The 20,603-nt window shown below is 53.3% G+C and carries 19 protein-coding genes; 2 read left to right on the forward strand and 17 right to left on the reverse strand.

Annotated features, from left to right (window positions below):
* Positions 1 to 30 precede the first annotated feature (30 nt).
* The 14 genes from MJ257_RS11070 to dpsA form a co-directional block, all read right to left on the reverse strand.
* Positions 31 to 798 (reverse strand): DUF3388 domain-containing protein, encoded by a 768-nt coding sequence (locus tag MJ257_RS11070; RefSeq protein ID WP_059045231.1) that lies wholly within the window; start codon positions 796 to 798, stop codon positions 31 to 33.
* A gap of 211 nt (positions 799 to 1,009) precedes the next feature.
* A complete protein-coding gene (locus tag MJ257_RS11075) occupies positions 1,010 to 1,264 on the reverse strand; it encodes a DUF3243 domain-containing protein (RefSeq protein ID WP_240269302.1) in 255 nt (84 codons plus the stop codon).
* Positions 1,265 to 1,385: 121 nt separating this feature from the next.
* The gene (ymfI, locus tag MJ257_RS11080) at positions 1,386 to 2,153 is read right to left on the reverse strand and encodes an elongation factor P 5-aminopentanone reductase (protein WP_372489777.1); all 768 of its coding nucleotides are present in this window, start codon (positions 2,151 to 2,153) and stop codon (positions 1,386 to 1,388) included.
* Entirely contained in the window at positions 2,154 to 3,434 is a 1,281-nt protein-coding gene (gene yfmH, locus MJ257_RS11085; protein WP_240269303.1) for an EF-P 5-aminopentanol modification-associated protein YfmH, read from the reverse strand.
* A 4-nt stretch (positions 3,435 to 3,438) separates the two neighbouring features.
* Positions 3,439 to 4,719 (reverse strand): EF-P 5-aminopentanol modification-associated protein YfmF, encoded by a 1,281-nt coding sequence (gene yfmF / locus MJ257_RS11090; RefSeq protein WP_240269304.1) that lies wholly within the window; start codon positions 4,717 to 4,719, stop codon positions 3,439 to 3,441.
* Between the two features lie 100 nt (positions 4,720 to 4,819).
* Positions 4,820 to 5,671 carry a spore cortex-lytic enzyme gene (gene sleB / locus MJ257_RS11095; RefSeq protein ID WP_240269305.1) on the reverse strand — a complete coding sequence of 284 codons (852 nt, stop codon included), beginning with the start codon at positions 5,669 to 5,671 and terminating at the stop codon, positions 4,820 to 4,822.
* 143 nt (positions 5,672 to 5,814) lie between these two features.
* Positions 5,815 to 8,424: an FtsK/SpoIIIE family DNA translocase gene (locus MJ257_RS11100; protein WP_372489780.1), complete on the reverse strand. Its 2,610-nt coding sequence runs from the start codon at positions 8,422 to 8,424 to the stop codon at positions 5,815 to 5,817.
* A 122-nt stretch (positions 8,425 to 8,546) separates the two neighbouring features.
* Complete coding sequence (locus MJ257_RS11105) at positions 8,547 to 8,771, reverse strand: YlzJ-like family protein (protein ID WP_240269307.1); 225 nt, start codon at positions 8,769 to 8,771, stop codon at positions 8,547 to 8,549.
* Positions 8,768 to 9,517, reverse strand: a complete 750-nt coding sequence (locus tag MJ257_RS11110; protein WP_240269308.1) for a ClpP family protease — start codon at positions 9,515 to 9,517, stop codon at positions 8,768 to 8,770. Before MJ257_RS11110 ends, MJ257_RS11105 begins: the two co-directional genes overlap by 4 nt.
* A 293-nt stretch (positions 9,518 to 9,810) precedes the next feature.
* Complete coding sequence (locus tag MJ257_RS11115; protein WP_240269309.1) at positions 9,811 to 11,490, reverse strand: ribonuclease J; 1,680 nt, start codon at positions 11,488 to 11,490, stop codon at positions 9,811 to 9,813.
* 466 nt (positions 11,491 to 11,956) lie between these two features.
* Complete coding sequence (dapA, locus tag MJ257_RS11120; RefSeq protein ID WP_240269310.1) at positions 11,957 to 12,823, reverse strand: 4-hydroxy-tetrahydrodipicolinate synthase; 867 nt, start codon at positions 12,821 to 12,823, stop codon at positions 11,957 to 11,959.
* Positions 12,824 to 12,917: 94 nt separating this feature from the next.
* Positions 12,918 to 14,138 (reverse strand): aspartate kinase, encoded by a 1,221-nt coding sequence (gene dapG, locus MJ257_RS11125; RefSeq protein ID WP_240269311.1) that lies wholly within the window; start codon positions 14,136 to 14,138, stop codon positions 12,918 to 12,920.
* Positions 14,139 to 14,397: 259 nt separating this feature from the next.
* Positions 14,398 to 14,991 carry a dipicolinate synthase subunit B gene (locus MJ257_RS11130; RefSeq protein ID WP_240269312.1) on the reverse strand — a complete coding sequence of 198 codons (594 nt, stop codon included), beginning with the start codon at positions 14,989 to 14,991 and terminating at the stop codon, positions 14,398 to 14,400.
* Entirely contained in the window at positions 14,988 to 15,887 is a 900-nt protein-coding gene (gene dpsA, locus MJ257_RS11135; protein ID WP_240269313.1) for a dipicolinate synthase subunit DpsA, read from the reverse strand. The genes MJ257_RS11130 and dpsA overlap by 4 nt, the downstream gene beginning before the upstream one ends.
* A 174-nt stretch (positions 15,888 to 16,061) precedes the next feature.
* Here dpsA and MJ257_RS11140 point away from each other — a divergent pair, with 174 nt between their 5' ends.
* Together MJ257_RS11140 and MJ257_RS11145 are read left to right on the forward strand one after the other, a co-directional pair.
* The gene (locus MJ257_RS11140) at positions 16,062 to 16,835 is read left to right on the forward strand and encodes a hypothetical protein (RefSeq protein ID WP_240269314.1); all 774 of its coding nucleotides are present in this window, start codon (positions 16,062 to 16,064) and stop codon (positions 16,833 to 16,835) included.
* 15 nt (positions 16,836 to 16,850) lie between these two features.
* On the forward strand, positions 16,851 to 17,495 hold the full coding sequence (locus tag MJ257_RS11145) for a S41 family peptidase (protein WP_270406337.1): 645 nt from the start codon (positions 16,851 to 16,853) through the stop codon (positions 17,493 to 17,495).
* 186 nt (positions 17,496 to 17,681) lie between these two features.
* On the opposite strand, the gene dut is transcribed toward MJ257_RS11145, so the two are convergent.
* From dut to MJ257_RS11160, 3 genes are all read right to left on the reverse strand, one after another.
* Positions 17,682 to 18,137 (reverse strand): dUTP diphosphatase, encoded by a 456-nt coding sequence (gene dut, locus MJ257_RS11150; protein WP_372489778.1) that lies wholly within the window; start codon positions 18,135 to 18,137, stop codon positions 17,682 to 17,684.
* Complete coding sequence (locus MJ257_RS11155) at positions 18,121 to 19,374, reverse strand: M16 family metallopeptidase (RefSeq protein WP_240269316.1); 1,254 nt, start codon at positions 19,372 to 19,374, stop codon at positions 18,121 to 18,123. The genes dut and MJ257_RS11155 overlap by 17 nt, the downstream gene beginning before the upstream one ends.
* A gap of 85 nt (positions 19,375 to 19,459) precedes the next feature.
* Positions 19,460 to 20,506 (reverse strand): polysaccharide deacetylase family protein, encoded by a 1,047-nt coding sequence (locus MJ257_RS11160; protein ID WP_240269317.1) that lies wholly within the window; start codon positions 20,504 to 20,506, stop codon positions 19,460 to 19,462.
* Between the last annotated feature and the right edge of the window lie 97 nt (positions 20,507 to 20,603).

Below are 20,603 nucleotides of genomic sequence, written 5' to 3' on the forward strand. Positions count from 1 at the left end.
CCTGCTATGATTGAATTATGCGGCAAATCGTTACAGATCGTCCGTATAAATTGTCGTGAACGTATCATAAACGATTTGCTCCTCCGGATTGTTACGCAATTCTATAATAATGTCAAAATTGTCATAACTGTATTCGGACTCTTTGACGAACACGTCCGGATGTTCTATGACTTTGGTCGAAGGCATGGACATCAGCTCTTGCAAAAGCTGATGATGCTTTTCATTGGATCGAAGCGTACTGATGATACCGTCGATAATAAACACATTATGGGGATCCATCTCGTTCTCCGATAATTGGCTGCGAACCGTTTGCCGCAAGAGGGTGGAGGACACGAACGTCCATCGCTTCATCGCGCAGACGCTGCCGGCGATAATCGATTCCGTCTTGCCGACGCGTGGCATTCCCCTGAGACCGATCACTTGATGGCCTTCCCGCTTAAATACCTCACCTAGAAAATCAACCAGAATCCCCAGTTCATCCCGCGTGAACCGAAACGTCTTACGGTCGTCCGAATCCCGGTCAATATAACGGCCATGCCGTACGGCCAGCAAATCGACAAGCCGCGGATTACGCAAAGCGGTCACCGTAATGCTGTCCACCTTGTTTAGCAACTGGCTGACCTGATCGATTTTGCCGTCATCGTCGGTTTCCAGCAATAGTCCCCGAGTCTTACCTTCTACGCCGTTGATCGTCAAGATGTTGATCTCGAGCATCCCCAACATCGAAGCGATATCCCCCAAAAGTCCTGGGCGATTCTTATGTATTTTGTACTCCAAATACCATTGTTTCTCTTCCATCCCTGACACCTTCTCCATATCCTCATGCACCATTCGACAAAATAGGTCTTAATTCCTGCTGTTTTTCAAAACAATTTACAAAAACATTTCTTACCAATACTGAAATTACATGTTCATATGTGTTTTATGATATATAAAATGAAAATGAAAGGCAAGCGGGCGGAGAAAATGGGGGAAAAGCTCCCGGAACGGGAGCTTTTCAAGTGCCAAACTATGCGTTTTTCTTGGCCAACTTCACCATCAAACGAGCGATGGTTTTCCGCTCTTCCTCGGTACCGACGTCCCAAATTTCTTTCAGGGTACGGTTGGATTCGTTTTGCGGATCGACTTTGTCGTCCAGAAAACCGCCGATTTCGTAAGCAAGGTTGGCAATCGCCTCTTCGCTGAAGCCGGCTTTTTCCGCATGCTCGACGCGTTCACCCAGGAATTTCTTCCATGTATCAAAATTTTTGAGTACTGTTGACATGATTAAATCCTCCTTCGCTTGGCGATTTAAAATCAACAGTTGTAATATGCGAAAATCCCGCGGGTTTTATGCGCGAGCTGCAGCCTGCAGCATCCGGCAAAACCTGTACATGAAGGGGCGATCAGGTAATCCAGCCGCCGTTGGGGCTAATGATTTGTCCGGTGATGTAACCCGATTCCGGCAGCGCCAAAAAATAAACGAGCGACGATATTTCCTGCGGCGAACCGAGCCGCCCCGCCGGAATATCCTCCTCCAACTGACGAAGCTCTTCCGCATCAAAACGCTCCAGCATCTCGGTCTTGACCGCCCCTGGAGCGACCGCATTCACCGTGACGCCGGAGGGGGCCAGTTCTTTGGCCAACGCTTTGGTAAACGCGTTAACCCCGCCTTTGGCCGCCGAATAGACCGCCTCGCAGGAGCCGCCGGATATCCCCCAAACGGAGGAAACGTTAATAATCCGCCCAAAGCGTTGGCTGATCATGTGCGGCATAAACAGCTGGCTGCAGAGAAACACGCTTTTTAAATTGACGTTCATAACGTCGTCCCATTCCGCTTCGGTCACATCGGACAGCAGCGCATAATGCGAAATGCCCGCATTATTAACCAAGATATCAGGGTACAGCCCGTAATTCTCGAGCCTCTCCTTCATCCGCAAAATTTGCTCCTTGCTGCGTAAGTCGGCTGCAACCGTGTAAGCCTTGGCTCCGAGCTCCAGGCATTTGCGGGCAACCTCGTTCGCAGCCTCGTGCGAATTCATATAATGAATGACCACGTTCATGCCGACCGAAGCAAAACGCAGCGCCACCTCGGCGCCGATCCCCCGGCTTGCCCCGGTGATCAGTACGGTCATGTCCGCGATATTTTTTCCTATCCCATGCTCCATCGCCATTTATGGGCTCACCACAATCGATACGGCTAATTGCTCCCAATCGATATGCTCGCGCAGCCGTGCATTGATATCTTCCAGCGTCAGCGACTCGTAAATCGGAAGCACCGCGAACAGGTCGCCGCCGCGGAAGTTGTAGCGGGTGAACTCATGGGCAATGTTCTCCGGCGAATTCAGCATGCGCAAATACCCGCCGATCTTCTTCTTGCGCGCCCGTTCGAAATCCTCCTGACGGAATCCGGAAGCCAGAAGCGCTTCGGTTTCCTCCTTGATTACGGCCAGCATCCGGTCCGGATCCTTCGTGTCCCCGCCGATCGCGGAAAACGCGTAATTCGGGTTGCTGTTGTATTCATGACCAAAACTGTCGGAGATCAGGTCCATGTCGTACAGCTTTTGATACAGCTTCGTGCTGGCACCAAACAGCAGATCGAGCGCCAGCTTCGTGGCGAGGTCCCGTCGCAGCAGTTCCTCTCCGGTCAGCCCTAACCGGGTCTCCTTAAAGCCGAACAAGCATTTCGGCTGGGATACCGGCAGGCGGGATTCGCGCCGTTTCTCGGATACTTCTCGAGGCTCCGGTTCAAACAATCGATCGATCGTTCCTTGCGGTTGATATTCCTTCTTCGCCTGATTGTCCCGGACCAGCTTGAATACTTCCTCGGGATCGACGCCTCCGACGACGAACAACAGCATATTGCTCGGGTGGTAAAAAGCGTTGTAGCACGTATAAAGCGTTTCTTTCGTGATGGTTCCGATCGACTCCACCGTGCCGGCAATGTCGATGTGAACGGGATGCACTTTGTACATCGCCTCGATGAGGCCGAAATACACCCGCCAGTCCGGGTTATCCCGGTACATGCCGATCTCTTGGCCGATAATGCCTTTTTCCTTCTCGACGTTCTGGTCGGTAAAATAAGGATGCTGCACGAAATTGACCAAGGTCTCCAGATTGGCCGGAATGTTCTCTGTCGCAGAAAACAGGTAAACCGTCTGGTCGAAGCTGGTAAACGCATTAGCGGAAGCGCCTTGGGAGGCAAAAGTGGCAAAAATGTCCCCTTCCGGCTCCTCGAACATTTTATGCTCCAGAAAATGCGCGATGCCGTCCGGAACCGAAATGTCTTCCTGCCCCTCTACCCGGAAATGATTATCGATCGAGCCGTATTTGGTCGAGAATGTCGCGTACGTTTTCTGGAAGCCCGGTTTGGGCAGCACATAGACTTGCAGACCGTTCTCCATCGTTTCGCGATACAGCGTTTCCTGCAAAGCGTCGTAACGAATCGTTTCCATCCGCCTACCCCTCCTTCTGGCCTGTCAAAAAGTATATCGTATCGAGCTGGACGGTTTCCGCGGCGGCAACGACGTCCTGCGGCTGAACCTGCTCGACCTGACGGAGCAGTTCCTCCGCCGGCCGGTCTTTGCCGGATAAGACGCGGTTGAAATCATAGGCGATCATTTCAAATGCGGAATCCTGCATCTCCAGCAGGCTGTTGCGGATCATCGCTTTCGTCTGCGACATCTCTAGCTCGCTGATTTCTCCGGCGCGCATGCTCGCCAGCTGGGCTTCGATAATGCGGAGTGCCTTCTCGTAGTTGGCGATTTCGATGCCCGATTGAATGCCCACGATGCCTTTATGCCCGTCGTAACGGGAAGCGGCGTAATAAGCCAAGCTTTCTTTTTCCCGAACATTGATAAATAGCTTGGAATGCGGGTAACTGCCAAGAATGCCGTTATACAGCAGCAAAGAAGCGTAACGCTCGTCTCCGTATGTGATCGGCGTACGAAGACCCAAGTTCAGCTTGCCCTGATTGACGTCAAGAGCTTCCTTGACCGTCCGGACCTTGCCGCTTCGAATATTGACCTGCTCCGGCTCATATTCCGGTGAAGCCGATCGGCTCAAGCTGAAATGCTTGGCTACCAGCTCCTCCACCTCGGCTAATGTCGTATCGCCGACCACATACAAGTCCAGATGGGCCTGCTGAAGCCAGTTCTGGTAGGAAGCGTACAAAGATTCGGGCGTAATTCCGTCCAGTTCGCTCCGCTCTCCAAGCGGATGCAGACGGTAAGGGTCGTCTTTAAACATCTCTTCGGTGCAGCGTTCGGCGGCATATCTGATTTTATCGTTGATGATTCCTTCCAGCTTCTTGCGGACGGACTCCCGTTCCGAATTGACGTATGCCGTGCGGAAGGCCCCGTTCTCCAAGGCCGGTTTGGTTACGACTTCGCCAAGGAAAGCGAAGCTTTGACCGAGGAGGGAATCGCTGCTCTTCACGAAGGAATCGTTGATGGTATCCATGCGAAACTGGACCATCTGGTAATTGCCTCGTTTATATACATCAAAGCCGAAGCCCGCTCCGTACATATGCTCCAGCTGCTCGCGGAACTCCGTGGTTTCCGGATAGGATTCCGTACCCCGGCGCAGCACGAACGGAGTGAGGGCCGTTGCGGTTACCGTTTGCTCTTGCAGCGGCAATCCCACATAAAGGGAAATGGCAAAAGTTTTGAATCGGTCGGTCGGCAGGACGTGCAGCCGAATATGGCCTACGGTGCCGCGCTCAAATCGCGTTTTGTTCAAAGCCAAAACTCCTTTACAAGAAAGTCAGTTCCATTCTATACCAATTCAAAGGAAAGAAGCAACCTGGCGTTAAGCGGCTGCTCCTTCGAAATTCAGCTATTTACATGCAGAAAATATGCTCTCCGATGGTCTTGACCTGCGGGCGCGACCAGATCCATTTCGACGTGGCTGTATTCGGGTTGAAATAGTAAATGCACCCGCCCGTTGGATCCCAGCCGTTCAGCGCCTGTTGTACGGCCTTCCGGGCCTGATCATTGGGCTCCAGCCAGATTTGGCCGTCAGCGACAGCCGTAAATGCTCCAGGCTGAAAAATGACGCCGGATACGGTGTTAGGAAAACTCGGCGATTTCACCCGGTTCAAGATGACCGCCGCTACAGCCACCTGGCCTTCGAACGGCTCGCCGCGCGATTCCCCGTATACGGCGTTAGCCATGATCCGTAAATCATTCTCCGAAAGCCCCATGGCGTTCGAGGCGGACAAATCCGTAGATTCCGCTTTGACTTTACCGCCACCGCTCTCTCCACCGCCGCCGGTTTTATTTGCCGTTCCGGTTTGCGGTTTCGCATTCCCGCCGGTGTTTGCATATTCCATGCCTGGCTTCCAGTTTTTCGTGGCGTTATAAAGCTTTAGCTTCGTCTTGGGGCCGGCCAAGCCGTCGGCCTCCATCCCGAATTCCGATTGGAACCACTTCAGGGCGTCACGGGTCTTGGGACCAAAGGAACTATCCAGCTTGCCATGGTAAAAACCAAGGTAAGCGAGCCGGCCCTGCAACTCATACACGTCCTTCCCGAATGCTCCGTAATCGATAACCTGCTCACTAAATGTGGGCTGTGCTTTATAAGTATTGACTTTGCCTTCGTCAAGCGTATGCCGGAGCACGTTCGCTCCATATCCGATTCCGAACAAAAGCAGCACTAAACCGGAGGCAAACCAGATCTTTGCTTTCTTCATACGTTTAGCTCTACCTCTCTTTTTAGAAGTTGTTCAACAAGGATGGGTGACTTTAGTATGACAAGCGTAGCCCCTTCCTATGCACTCCAAAAGATTCGAGCCGTCAAGACAAAGAAAAGGGAAGGTCTCCCCCGATCCGAAGATCAGGAGGAGATCCTTCCCATTTTGTATTGCTCGATCGACATTAACACTTCCCGCGGTTTGCTGCCTTCATACGGCCCGACGATCCCTCGGGCCTCCATGGAATCGATGAGCCGCGCAGCCCGGGTATACCCGACACGCATGCGCCGCTGCAGCAGCGAAACCGAAGCCTGCTTCGCTTCCAGCACGATTTGGACGGCCTGGTCATAAAGCTCGTCCAGCACCTCGTCCGCTTCCTGCACTTCGTCGTCCACTTCGGGGACCAGGCTTTCGTCGTATTCGGCTTGTCCTTGCCCGCGTACGTAACCTACGATAGTCTCGACCTCTTGGTCGCTCATAAACGCTCCCTGCACGCGAATCGGTTTGGAAGCGCCCATCGGCATGTAAAGCATATCACCGCGGCCCAGCAGCTTCTCGGCGCCCGCCATGTCGAGTATCGTCCGCGAATCGACCTGGGACGATACGCCAAACGCGATCCGGGACGGAATGTTGGCTTTGATGACGCCGGTAATGACGTCGACCGACGGCCGCTGCGTGGCGATAATCAAGTGGATGCCTGCGGCACGGGCCATTTGCGCGAGCCGCGCGATCGCATCTTCGACGTCGCTGGCCGCGACCATCATCAAGTCGGCCAACTCGTCCACGATCACCACGATGTAAGGCAAGATCGCATCCGGATGATCCGCCATCATGTGGTTGTAGCCTTCGATGTTCCGCGCTCCCGATTTGGAGAATAGTTCATACCGTTTCTCCATCTCAACGACGATTTTCTTGAGCGCCAGCGAAGCGCGCCGCGGATCGGTAACGACCGGGGTTAACAAGTGCGGTATTCCGTTATAGACATTCAATTCGACCATTTTGGGGTCGACCATCATAAATTTGACCTCATCCGGCTTCGCTTTGAACAGGATGCTGGTGATAATGCCGTTAATGCACACCGATTTCCCCGAACCCGTCGCCCCGGCGACCAGCAGGTGGGGCATCTTCGCCAGGTTGCCGACGATCGTCTGGCCGGAAATATCGCGCCCGAATGCAATGCTAAGCTTGGATTCCGCGTCCATGAACGTCGGCGTCTCCATCACCTCGCGCATCGTGACCAGCGATACCTCGTTATTCGGCACCTCGATGCCGATCGCCGATTTGCCCGGGATCGGCGCTTCCATCCGGATATCCTTCGCGGCCAAAGCCAAGGCGATATCGTCCGTCAAGTTGACGATTCGGCTAACCTTCACGCCGATATCCGGCTGAATTTCGTAGCGGGTCACCGCCGGTCCGCGCACTACCTCCAGTACCCGCGCCCGAACGCCAAAGCTCTCAAGCGTGGCCTCCAGTTTGCGGGCCGTCTGCATGTAATCGGCTTGGTCGCCCGATTTACCCGCCCCGGCCGGTTTAGACAGAAGCCGGAACGAAGGCAGCTTGTACGGCTTAGGTGCCGGTTTGGGCGGAGGCGGAGGCGGAACGTCCTCATCAAGGGCGGCCGTGCCTGCACTCCCATCAATGGCTCCGGCCAAGGATTCCCCGAGTTCAGGCTCGCCGCCTTCCAAGCCGCCAGATTCGACATCCGGGAACGCATCCCCATGGAAGCCGGGACCCCCATGCTCGGCATCATCCGCATCCTCGTCATGATGCATGCTCTCCCGTTGAATATGGTCGAAGAAATCGCGGATAATCGGGCCGGTTTCGCTGCCTCGATGATCCTCACTCTTGCTTCTCTCCGTGCCTTCTTCCTTACCGATGTAATTCAGCTCATTCCAGTTAATTCCCGCTTCGGCAGTTGGTTCGGCGATATCCCCGACGCCAACCTCTTCCTGCGGGGTCGGCGCTTCCGCCTCTGGCTGCTCGTCCGGTCTTCCCTTAAAGTTCAATAGCTGGAAGAACACCGGCTTCTTGCGGGCTGATGCCGGTAGCGGTTCGTTATCGAGATCGGTAATCTCTTCCTCCATATCATCGTAGGAAGTAACCGCAGGGGCCGGCTTCTCCACCCGCTTGCCTTTGCCGCGGACTGGTATGGGGCGCAGCATTCGCATTTTCTTCCCGAGACTCTCGCCCAGCACGGCCAATCTGGAACGCAGCATCCGAAATAAATCAACGTACGACAGTCCGGTTACCAGCATAAAGCTAATCGCCAGCAGTACGATCATGATCAGCTTGGCACCGGCCATGCCGAACAACGAATACAATAAGGCGAACTCCAGGGCGCCGACATATCCTCCACTAATATCCAGCCCCAGCAGGCTCATCCCGGCGTCGCTCGCAGCCGGCTGAAACAGCGCGCCTTGCAGATCGCGATGTATCTGGCCGAGCACATTGCCTGCGGACAACGGAACCGCCGGTGCCAGCTTATGCTGCATAGCGGAGATGGTGCTCATCAGCGTCAGCGATAATACGGCCAACAGGACGCCGCTACGGCGGGCGTTCCAGCGATTGGGCCATTTTCGATTGATCATGACGGCGAGTCCTATGTAAATTCCAATAACAGGGATCACAAAATAAAATTTGCCGAGGATCAATGCGGCCATTTTCGATAACGTTCTTCCGACGGCAGCTTCCCCGGACAAAGCGATAATGGATAAGGTAATCAGGATGATTCCGTATATTTCGTATTTGAGCATGCTGCCAATGGCAGCTTTCTTCTTCTTCCGTTTCCGTGGCAAACGAAAACACCCCCTAGATGAATATTATACCATAATCACCGAGGGGGGACCTAGAGAAGATGCCGTCGCCGGCATTCATCTCATTTCAATAAAGTTGGAAAAAAAGCGATTTGCCGCCCGGGCGCCAGATCGGGATTCAAATAATCCTCGAGCCGGCAGCGCAGCAGCCGTACGATTGTCGCCCGGTTGCCAGCCTCCATCCGGACCTGCATCAGCACGCCGTTTAGTTCGATTTCACCGTATGCCTCCTGGTTCTCCGCATTTTCCCAGTAAGCTTCTTCTGGCAGTATCGTGTAATGGGTCACTGCGTGATCCCTCCCGCTTGTCTTCGCGATTCGATCAACGAATTGAGCTGGCTCAGCCCTTCGCCGATGCCGCCGATGGCATCGATGAGCCCATACTTCACGGCATCGTTGCCGCCAACCGCCGTGCCGATGTCCCGATTTAGCTCCCCGGTCTTGAACATCAGCTCCTTGAACATCTCCTCCGAGATGTGCGAATGCGTCGTGACGAAGCGTACGACCCGCTCCTGCATTTTCTCAATGTACTCGAACGTCTGGGGCACCCCGATGACAAGCCCGGTCATGCGAATCGGATGGATGGTCATCGTCGCGCTTTCGGCGATTAGCGAATAATCGGAAGCGACGGCAATCGGCACCCCGATGCTATGCCCCCCGCCGATCACGACAGTGACGGTAGGCTTGGACAGGGAGGCGATCATCTCCGCGATGGCAAGCCCTGCTTCCACATCACCGCCTACGGTATTTAAAATAATTAACAGGCCTTCGATCCGCGGATTCTGCTCGGCCGCCACGAGCTGGGGAATGAGATGCTCGTATTTGGTCGTTTTATTTTGCGGCGGCAGCACCAAATGGCCTTCAATCTGACCAATAATCGTCAAGCAATAGACATTGGATTCGCCCGGAGTCGGCACTGCCGTTTGTCCCAGTTGCTGGATCATCTCCGGCACCGTGGCCTCTTTTTTCTCCGGTTCGTTTGGAGGCAGCTCGGATTCGCCGCGAACGGTCGATTTGCTCACATCTTTATTCATGGTTTCGTCTTCCTTTCGGTGTCGGCATACTCGACGAAGTTTCGTTTCACTACGCAGCCCTTAGTATGCCGACAACCTTCTTCAATCTATACCAAAACCGTGGAGAAGGGCTCATCGCTTGAGCAAAACCGGGCCAGCCTGATCGCCATAAGGAGCATCGTACATAAATACGTCAATCAATGCCCAGGACAGTGAACTCCGGACCTGCGGACACGAAAAAGCCTCTTTTCCTGCAAGGAACCGTCCAAATTACCGGCAGGAAAAGAGGCGACTGTGTGTGTGCAAAATAGATTTTATACTTCCATAATGATCGGAAGAATCATCGGTCTGCGCCGCGTTTGCTCATACAAGAAGCGGCCAAGCGCATCCTTGACGTTCGTTTTAAGCGAAGCCCATTCGTTCACGTTCTCGCTCATCAGCTTCTCAAGCGTGCTGGATACGATCCGGTTCGCTTCATCCAAAAGCCCTTCCGATTCGCGAACATAAACGAAGCCGCGGGAGATAATATCCGGTCCGGATACGATCGTTCCGTCCTGCTTGCTCAATGTTACGACGACAACCAAAATGCCGTCTTGGGACAACAGCTTGCGGTCGCGCAATACGATATTGCCGACATCGCCTACGCCAAGCCCGTCGATCAGCACGTTGCCGGCCGGTACTTTCCCGGCTTTGCGAGCTACGCCGTTCTGAATCTCGATGGTGTCCCCGATATCAACGAGGAAAATGTTATCCGGCTCGACGCCAACCGACTCGCCAAGCAACGCGTGCTTCCGCAGCATGCGGTATTCCCCGTGGATCGGAATGAAATATTTCGGCCGCATCAGGTTAAGCATGAGCTTCAGCTCTTCTTGGCTACCGTGGCCCGATACGTGCACGCCGGAATTCGATCCGCTGTAAATCACTTCCGCGCCGAGGCGGAACAACTCGTCGATCGTCCGGCCGACGTATTTCTCGTTGCCCGGCACTGGAGTTGCCGCAATGATGACCGTATCGCCAGGAAGGATATCCACCTTGCGATGGGTCGAGCGGGCCATCCGCGTCAAGGCGGACATCGGTTCCCCTTGGCTGCCCGTGCATAGAATGACGACGCGGTCCGCAGCCATTTTGTTGACTTCCTCCGGCTCGATGATGATCCCGTCCGGAACGTTCAAGTAACCTAGTTCTTCGGCAATCGTCACGACGTTCACCATGCTGCGCCCGATAATGGTCAGCTTCCGGTTCGTTGCGTACGCCGCATCGATCACCTGCTGGATCCGGTGGACGTTGGAAGCGAAAGTCGCTACAACGACGCGCTGCTTCGCTTTATGGAAAATATCGCTGAGCACGATCCCAACGTTCTTCTCCGAAGGCGTGAAGCCCGGTCTCTCCGCATTGGTGCTATCCGATAAAAGTGCCAAAACGCCGTTTTTCCCGATTTCGCCCATCCGGTGCAAATCCGCATATTGATCATTGACTGGGGTATGATCAAATTTGAAGTCGCCGGTATGAACCACGTTCCCTTCCGGGGTTTCGATGCATACGCCAACCGAATCCGGAATACTATGATTCGTCCGGAAGAACGATGCTTTCATCGTCGTACCGAGCTCGATGACGGAATCCGCGTTAATCAGTACGCGTTTCGTTTCGCCGAGCAGTCCCGCTTCCTTCAGCTTGTTCTCGACAAGCCCTAAAGTCAGTTTCGTCCCGTAAACCGGAACATTCAAGTTCTTCAATACATAAGGCAACCCGCCGATATGGTCTTCATGCCCGTGCGTCAGCACGATGCCTCTAACTTTATCGCGGTTCTCCGTCAAGTAAGTGATATCGGGAATGACGATGTCGATGCCAAGCATGTCCTCTTCCGGAAACTTAAGTCCGGAGTCGATGACCACGATATCATTGGCATATTGAACGACATACATGTTCTTCCCAATTTCTGCGACGCCGCCCAATGCGAAAATCGTCAATTTTTCATTATTCATTTTTTTAGACAAGTGAATCTAACCCTCCTAATTATTTTGGACGTCGTATCGAAAATTCCTATGGAAATGGCTCCGACCGCTGCATTTGAATTCCAATGCTCGTAAATCGCAGGAACAAACAACCGCCTAAATCAAGGCGATCTAGCCGTTTCTCAAAGTCATCATCCTAAAATGGTTGTTCAATCAAGTTTAGGTATGCCACAGAGCTCCATCCAGCTCAAAGCGAAACGGCAGAACGAAACTCGCTTTCGCTTGCTGATGTAAGCCAACTTCTTGAACGATCCATTAATTTAAAAATTCACCGCACCCAGTCACTTGAAATCATTATACATGATTAAATTGGCAAAAAACAAGTCAGCGCTTTTACCTACGTTTAACGTTACCTTGCACCATGACAAAAAAACCGATGCCTGCGAATCAGGCATCGGTTTCTGGAAATTCAGCACATATCTGGTTAAAGAGAAAGGTCAGTCAGCAATTAGAGGAAGCTGCGAATCCGCTGCGCTTCCTGCTCGTTCGGCGGTACGAGCGGCAACCGAACCGAACCTACGGGATGACCGGTTTCATTTAACGCATACTTCACCGCCACCGGATTCGGGCATTCGAACAACACCTTGAATAATGGCAGAAGCTCGCGATGCAACCGGCTTGCTTCGTTGACGTTGCCATTGTCGAAGAATTGCACCACCATCTCTTTAATCGAGCGGCCCGCAAGATGGCTGGCGACGCTGATCACGCCGTAAGCCCCCACCGCCATCGCCGGCAGCGCCGAGGCGTCATCTCCCGAATAAACTTTGAAATGGTCCGGCGCTTGAGCCGCGATCATGGCGATCTGGTCCAGCGGCGCGCATTCTTTGGTGGCGACGATATTCGGAATCCGTGCCAATCGCAGCGTGGTATCGACGCTCAGACTGACGACCGTACGGCTTGGTACGTTATACAGAATAACCGGCAGGCTCGTGACAGCCGCGATGGTTTCAAAATGGCGGAAAAGGCCTTCCTGATTCGGCTTGTTGTAGTAAGGGGCGACCAGCAGGATTCCGTCAACGCCGCATTTCTCGGCCTCGCGCGTCAAATTAACGGAATGAGCGGTATCGTTGCTGCCCGTGCCGGCGATGATTTTGCAGCGCCCTGCCGCATGCTTCACCGCAAAGGCAAATAATTCAAGCTTTTCCTCATCCGTTAGCGTTGGGGATTCCCCCGTCGTTCCGCTCACGACAAGGCTGTCGGACCGCTGCTCCTCCACCAAATAGTCGATCAGGCTCGCGGTTTGGTCCCAGTCAATATTCCCTTGATCATTAAAAGGCGTTACCATGGCTGTAATCATTCTTCCGAAATCAATCACGCCATCTCCTCCTTCCGTCTCCCGCTTCGCTTATTTATTGCTGCCCTTTCAGCATTCCCTGCCCTTTCCTGATTCGATCCAAACGATGCCGAAGTTAACGGCCCAGTTCGAATTTGGCATGCAACGCCCGGAGCGCCTGCACCATATCGTCTTTGTGCACCAGCACCCAAATCGTGGTGTTCGAATCGGCCGATTGCAGGATCTGAATCCCATGTTCGGTCAACGCCTCGACAATTTTGGCCATGATGCCGGGAACGCCGTTAATCCCGCCGCCGATGACCGACACTTTGGCGCAGCCGGTGCAGATTTGCGGCGAGAGATCCAGCGATTTCAGCACTTCTTCCGCCTTGGCCGAATCTTTGTCGAAAACGGTATAAACGACGCCCGTTGGGGTCACATTAATAAAATCAACGCTGATGTCGTTCTCCGCCATCGCCTTAAATACCCGCAGCTGCAGGTTATCGGGGCCTTTGCCTGTTGATTCCACCCGGATTTGAGTCACATTCGCCACGTAAGCAATCCCAGTCACGTAACGGTCCACGATGCCGATCTGAACGTCCTTAAATCCTTCGGGATTGGCGACAAGCGTTCCTTCTCCTTGCGAAAAAGTGGAGCGAACCCGAACGGGAATTCCCGACTGCATCGCGATTTCCACCGCACGGGGATGGATGACCTTCGCGCCCTGATGCGCCATGTTGCAAATTTCTGCGTAGCTGACGTATTCCAGCGGTTTCGCATCCTCGACGATCCGCGGATCCGCGGTCAATATTCCGTTAACGTCCGTATAAATATCGACCATTTCGGCATGCAGCGCGGCTCCCAATGCCGTAGCCGACGTATCGCTGCCTCCGCGTCCAAGCGTCGTGAAATCGCCGCCTTGATTTTGCCCTTGAAATCCCGTTACGATCACGACGTCCTTTTGCTGCAATTCGTCCAGCACCCTTGTCGGGACGATGTCCAGAATTCTTGCGTTGCCGTACTGGCTGTCCGTTCGGAAGCCCGCCTGGGCCCCGGTCAATACGACCGAAGAGATGTTCCGTTCTGCCAGCAGGCTGCATAGCTTGGCTGCGGATATGATCTCGCCGCAAGCCATCAGCAAATCTTGTTCGCGGGGCGGCAAATGCCCTTCTCCCTCAGCGACCAAATCAAGCAAGGTATCCGTCGCGTAAGGATCGCCTTTCCGGCCCATGGCCGATACCACCACGACGAGCCGGAAACCGTTATCCAGTTCCCGGCGAACGTGTGAGATGACATGCTCTCTCGCTTCCTTCGTCGATAGAGACGTGCCACCGAATTTTTGCACCAAAATGCGCATGGATATTCCTCCAATTAATAAGTGCGGAGTAAAGCGATGACTTCATTCCGTTTGATTAGCAAGATTAACGAACCCAGAGCTTCGAAAACATACCCCTTCGCCGCAATGATCTCCGCGATTGTGTACGGCATTCCATGCTGCGCCTTTGAGCAAATTGTTCCGATACTTCCTACCTATGTTGAGTCCGTCCTGTGAAAATCGCGGCGTTAAACGGCTTGCAAGGGTTTCATTTTCGCCCGGCATGCCGGCAATTGCCGATTTACCCATGAAAACGTTCGATAATCAGCGGCTGCAGCTGTTTGCCTTCAAGTGCGGCATAACAAGCTTCCGGTACCAGTTCCATGTTCGCCACGAGCGAATTCGGTTTGCCGATCGGATTGTCTTGCCCGAACGGAACGAAATACACATTTTTAGCCACGATGAGCTTGGCGATATTCGCCAAATTAAAACCTAAACCGTCATTAGTCGACACCGCAATGACGAGCGGACGCCCGTTCCGCAGTTGGGCTTTTGCCGCCATCAACACGGGACTGTCCGTTACGGCGTTAGCCAGCTTGCTCGTGGTCGTTCCCGTGCAAGGAGCGATAACCAAGACGTCGAGCAGCTTGCTTGGGCCCAGCGGTTCAGCTTCGACAATTGAAGAAATAATATCATTCCCTGTAATATCTTTCAACTGTTTGCGCCAATCTTCCGATTTACCGAAACGGGTGTCGGTCGTCAGCACCGACTGGGATATGATCGGCACAACCTTCGCCCCTCCGTCTACAAAACGCTGAATCTGAGGCATTACCTCAGCAAACGTACAATGCGAGCCCGTAATGGCGTAACCTACCGTTTTTCCCTGCCAATTCACTGTTCATCCCCCCGTAATGGATACTCCTCCAAAATCGACTGGCAAATCGTGTTTGCCATAATAATTCCAGCCGTTTTGGGAGCGACGATTCCGGGGAGGCCAGGGGCTAAGATCGCCTTCACTCCGCGCTTCTCGGCGAAACGGAAATCCGTCCCTCCGGGCGCCGAAGCAAGGTCGATGATCACCGCCTTACGCGGCAGTTTCGAGATGATTTGCGCTGTGACTATCATAGTCGGAATCGTATTAAAAATCAAGTCAACATCCGCTACGTTAGCGGCCAAATCCCTTGTCGCAAAAGGCTTCCAGCCCATTTGCACCGCTCTCGCCACATCGTCCTCCCTGCGTACCCCTACCCTTACATTCGCTCCCAACCCTTGCAGTGTACCTGCCAGCGTAAACCCTGTTCGCCCAATGCCGAGCACCATGCTGGTCGAACCGTGAATCGTGATGTCCGTATTTTGGATTGCCATCATAATTGCGCCTTCGGCCGTCGGAATCGAGTTATAGATGGCGACGTCATCCCGTTCGAGCACCTCAATGATCCGGAAACCGTGCTCGTTGCCCATTTGCTTCAAGAAGCTTTTGGCGATCCCGGTGTAGACCAGCGTGTTTTTTCGGACAGATGCAAACCATTCCCGTTTGATGACCAGCTGTTCCGCAGAGAACGGCGCCGGAACGACACCTTGATCATCGCAACCGATTACCGGAAGGATGATGACATCGGCACCGGCCAGCAATCCTGGACTTAACGTCTCCTGCGATACTCCTTTAAGCGGCGTCTCCAGCCGGTCGAAGCCAACAACCCGTACCGTAGCGTCCAGTTCCAGACATTTGTTGATGACCTCCACCTGCCGGGCGTCACCACCAAGGAATACAATCGTTATTCCGGTCAGCATTCTTAGACGGCACTCCTTCCAAGCAACACAGTATAGACCCATCTTATGCCGGGGCCTACGAAGTGGTGAAAAGGGATTCCGGTGGGCGCCGGAAATATGCGACATGATTTTGCTCATAGTCAATTGAAGCATTGCATTTTAAGATTACCCCAATATATGGAAGGGGGAGGTTAAATGAATAGACGCACACGACTTATTGACATGGCCTTAGTCCTTATCATCATGCTGCTGATAACTTGTATCCTTATCGTTCTGCATAATAATAAGGAAGCCGGCATACAACCGTTAAATCAACCGGTGGATAAAATTACCGTCGGAGATCATTCGAGCGATCTTCTGTTAACCGAGGACGAAATGAAAGAAGACCTGGATTACCTTGTCGCCACGCTCCAGCAGGTGCATCCGTCTCTTATTGAAGGTTGGAGCGAAGAGCAAACAAAAGCAATCGATGAGGTGTACAACTTGGTCTCGAAGCAACCTTTGCCTGCAGGCCGGTTTTTCTTCTTGGCCGACACGATCGTCACCCAATTGCATGATGCCCACACAAATATCAGCCCGTTTTCTGCTTCCTCGGCCTCCTTAAATTTGCCGCTGTATTGGACCCCGGAAGGCCCCGTAGCACTTCATTCGACCCCCGAATTGCAGCAAGGCGACCTATTGCTTGAATTAGGTGGCCTAACGCCTCCTCAGCTTTTGAACGAGTTGTCCAAAGTCATTTCGGCTGAAAACGACAATTGGGTAAAAGTCATGGGCATCCCCATGCTGGCTAGCCGTGCATTCCTAGATCACCTGAACCTCTTGGAGAATGGTCAGAAAGTCAAGGTTAAAGTCTTGAGGGATCAACAAACGGTGGAGTTGAATTTACCTTTAGTCGGGCGGTTGAACAACCGGGATATGGGAACGCCTTATGATTACGGCGGCAGCATGTACAATTACGCGATCGACTAACGGCTATCTTTGGGAGTGCTGCGGATTAATACTTGCGAAGTGAACGACGCTTATTTACAAACGCTAACAGACTTTTTCAACGAGATTCGGGTGAAGGGGATCAAGCGTGTCGCTATTGATTTACGCAACAATACGGGAGGGAATTCTTCCGTCGTAGATGAATTCATGCGCTATTTGGCAGTGGATGAATATCAAAGCTATGGGAGCTTTGTACGTTTTTCTTCCCAGTCCGCCAATACTTATGAAGGGACTCCAAACAAGGGTACGAAACACCATGCTCCCGCCAAAATCCCCGTTTTGGAAAAAGTCGAACATCCGTTTACGGGGGATTTGTACGTCCTTACCTCCGGCACTACTTTTAGTTCGGGGAATTGGTTTGCCGTGATCCTCAAAGACAACGGGCTTGCCACGGTCATTGGCGAACCTACCGGCAACCCGCCTTCCAGCTACGGAGACATTCTGACGTTTGCATTGCCCCATTCCGGCTACAACTTTTCGGTATCATTCAAACAATTTACCCGGCCTGATATTCGCCTGAACGATAAAACCTTCCTGTCCCCGGATATCCCGGTTTACACGTCGCGCCAGGATATCATCGACGGACGGGACGCGCAGTTGGAGAAGCTGAAAGAGCTCATCGCCGGCGAGTCCACAAAATAGTCGTCTGGATCCTCATCGTGTAAGAGGCTATCCATTCGTTAAGGAACTGACCTCTCACACCACCTTACATATCGATTGGCATACGTCAGTAAAAAGACCGTCCGATTTAATAATCGAACGGTCTTTACTGTGCTCACGTAGTCGTCGAGCACATAAAGTGCTTTTGGGTCTTATTTTCCCGGGTCCTTACTTCGTCCCGGTGTGCCCGAATCCGCCGGCGCCGCGAACGGTCTCCGACAGCTCGTCCACTTGCACGAGATTCACCTCAGGGACGATCTGAAGCACCATTTGCGCAATCCGTTCATTCCGCCGGATGACAAACGGCTCTTGTCCGAGGTTGATCAGCAGCACCTTGATTTCGCCGCGATAGTCCGCGTCGATCGTCCCCGGCGTATTCAGGCAAGTGATTCCATGCTTATAGGCCAGACCGCTGCGCGGGCGAATTTGCGCCTCCAGGCCGCCGGGCATCGCGATGGCGATCCCGGTCGGCACGAGGGCGCGTTGTCCCGGCAAGAGCGTCAGCTCCTCCGTAACGGCCGCGTAGAGGTCGAAGCCGGAGGCCAGCTCCGACATTTTACGAGGCAGCTCAATATCTTCATTTCCTGCCAAACGGTTGATTTGCACTTCAAACGACAAGTTCATCTCTCCTAACTCCCGATATCACGCGATCCGATGAGCCCACCATGGCGAGCGAAAACGGTTGGCTAAACATGCCCTTCAGCACCTGATTGACATCGTCCATGGTGACCGCCTCAATGCGGGCGATCATTTCATCCAAGGAATAATGTCTGCCGAGCATCAGCTCATTTTTACCCAGCCGGTTCATCCGGCTTCCGGTGCTCTCCAGGCTCAAAATCAAGCTTCCCTTCAGCTGTTCCTTCCCCTTGCTCAGCTCGCTGGCGGATATTCCGTTGACCGATACGTCGTGCAGGATCTCCTTGGTCAAGTCCAGCACCTCTTTGGTTTGACGCGGAGCGGTTCCCGCATATACCGTAAACAGGCCGCTGTCGGCATGCGAGCTATGGTAGGAGTACACCGAGTACGCCAAGCCCCGCTTCTCGCGAATCTCCTGAAAAAGCCGCGAGCTCATGCCTCCGCCGATCGCATTGTTCAACAGCACCATCGCATATTGCTTGTCGTCCCCGACCGGCAGACCCGGAAAGGACAAGCAAATATGGTTTTGTTCCGTTTTCTTGCGGTGGAATTTGAGTCCGCCCAAAAAGTCAGGCGCAGCTAACGCGCTGGAGTTTCCTCGGTTCGAAAAGTCGCCGAAATATTTCTCCAGCAGTTCGATCACCTGTTCATCGATATTGCCGGCTACGCTGATGACCGTATTTTCGATCGTATAATGCTCGCGCATGTATTCCCGCAAATGCTCCGACTCCATGGCGCGAAGCTGCTCCTCCGTGCCCAAAATCGGCAGGGCCAGCGGGTGCTCCCCGTAGGCCGCCTGCGATACGAGATCATGCACCATATCATCCGGCGTATCTTCGTACATGGAGATTTCTTCCACGATCACGTTTTTCTCTTTCCGCAGCTCTTCCGCATCGAACAAGGAACGGAAAAACATATCCGACAATACGTCGACCGCGATCGGTAGATGCTCATCCAGCACTTTGGCGTAATAACAAGTATATTCCTTGGACGTAAATGCGTTTACATTCCCGCCGATCGCATCAAACTGCTCTGCGATGTCCTTGGCGCTGTATCGCTCCGTACCTTTAAACAGCATGTGTTCGATAAAATGCGAAATTCCGCCCCGTTCGGGGCTCTCGTTGCGGGAGCCGGTTTTGACCCAAATGCCGAACGAAACCGAACGGCAAGTCGGAATCTTCTCCATAACCACCCGAAGGCCGTTTTTTAATTGCGTTTTCTTCACGAAAGGCCCTCCTAAATGTTTTGCGATGCATTTGATTGCGTCGTTAATAAATGCATCCCTATCCTACCAAAAAAAGGCGGCAAGCTCAACTCTGCGGAACCTTGGCTTCCACCCGGTCCGGCGACAGCGTCTGCTCCACCGTGCCCAGCATCAGCCCTTTGCCCTGAATGGCCTGAATCATTCCCGCAAGCGCATCCCGGCTGGATGGCGTCGGATGCATCAGAATCAGAGAGCCCGGCTCCACTTTGCTGGCGATCTTGTTTACAATACTCGATGCCGGCGGATTTCTCCAATCTACCGTGTCCACGGTCCACAGTACCGTCTTTAGCCCCTGCTCCGCCGCCAGCTTGACGGTTTGCATGTTATAATCCCCCGAAGGCGGCGCGAACCATCGGTTCTCCACGCCCAGCTTCTCTTTCAGCAGTTCCTTCGTCTTGGAGATCTCCAGCCGGGCCCGGGTTACCTCCAGCTGGCTCATATTCGGATGGGAGTAGGCGTGATTTTCGATTTGATGGCCGCGCCGCTTGATTTCCCCGGCCAGTTCTTCATTCTTCTTGAGCCAGCTTCCATCCAGGAAAAAGGTTGCTTTCACTTTTGCCTGATCCAACGTATCGAGTATAGGTATTAGATATTCATTGCCCCAAGCCACATTGATCATTAGGGCGGCCATCGGCTTGTTCGGATTCCCCCGATAAATCGGCTGCGCGCCCAAATCCTCGAGATTGACTTTCGGCCGTAATTCTCGATAAATATACTCGATTTCCGCACCCTCGGGCAGTTGCTTGGCCTTGGCATAGGTCCGCTCGATATCCACCTCGCGTCCATTGTAGCCGGGAATGGCTTTCCAGACCCGGTCAACCACGGCGTCGATCGGCTCGATTCGCCGCTTCTCGGCCTCCAGCCGGATTTTGGCCAGCAGGGGATCCGTATCTTTCGCGGTCCCGTCGCTTTCCAGGTCTTGTTGGCCTTGCGCACCCAGGTCTCCGGTCAGGTCGTTAATCAGGCGGAAAGCGTAGCTGCCCCCCTTTTCCTCCGAGCTTTCGGCGACAAAAGCCCGGATGCCGGCAAACTGCCCTAGAATCATGACAAAGCCAATGCATATCGCGATGACCGCAAACTTGTTCCGACCCATGCTGAAGCTCATCCCCTCAAACCGTTTTTGTCCCCATCATATGTTGACAAGCCCAGGGATATGCTTACTACATTCGGGATCGTAAGGAGAAAGCGGA

Origin of the sequence: Paenibacillus timonensis, from assembly GCF_022427145.1 — a bacterium.
GTDB classification, from domain to species: domain Bacteria; phylum Bacillota; class Bacilli; order Paenibacillales; family Paenibacillaceae; genus Fontibacillus; species Fontibacillus timonensis.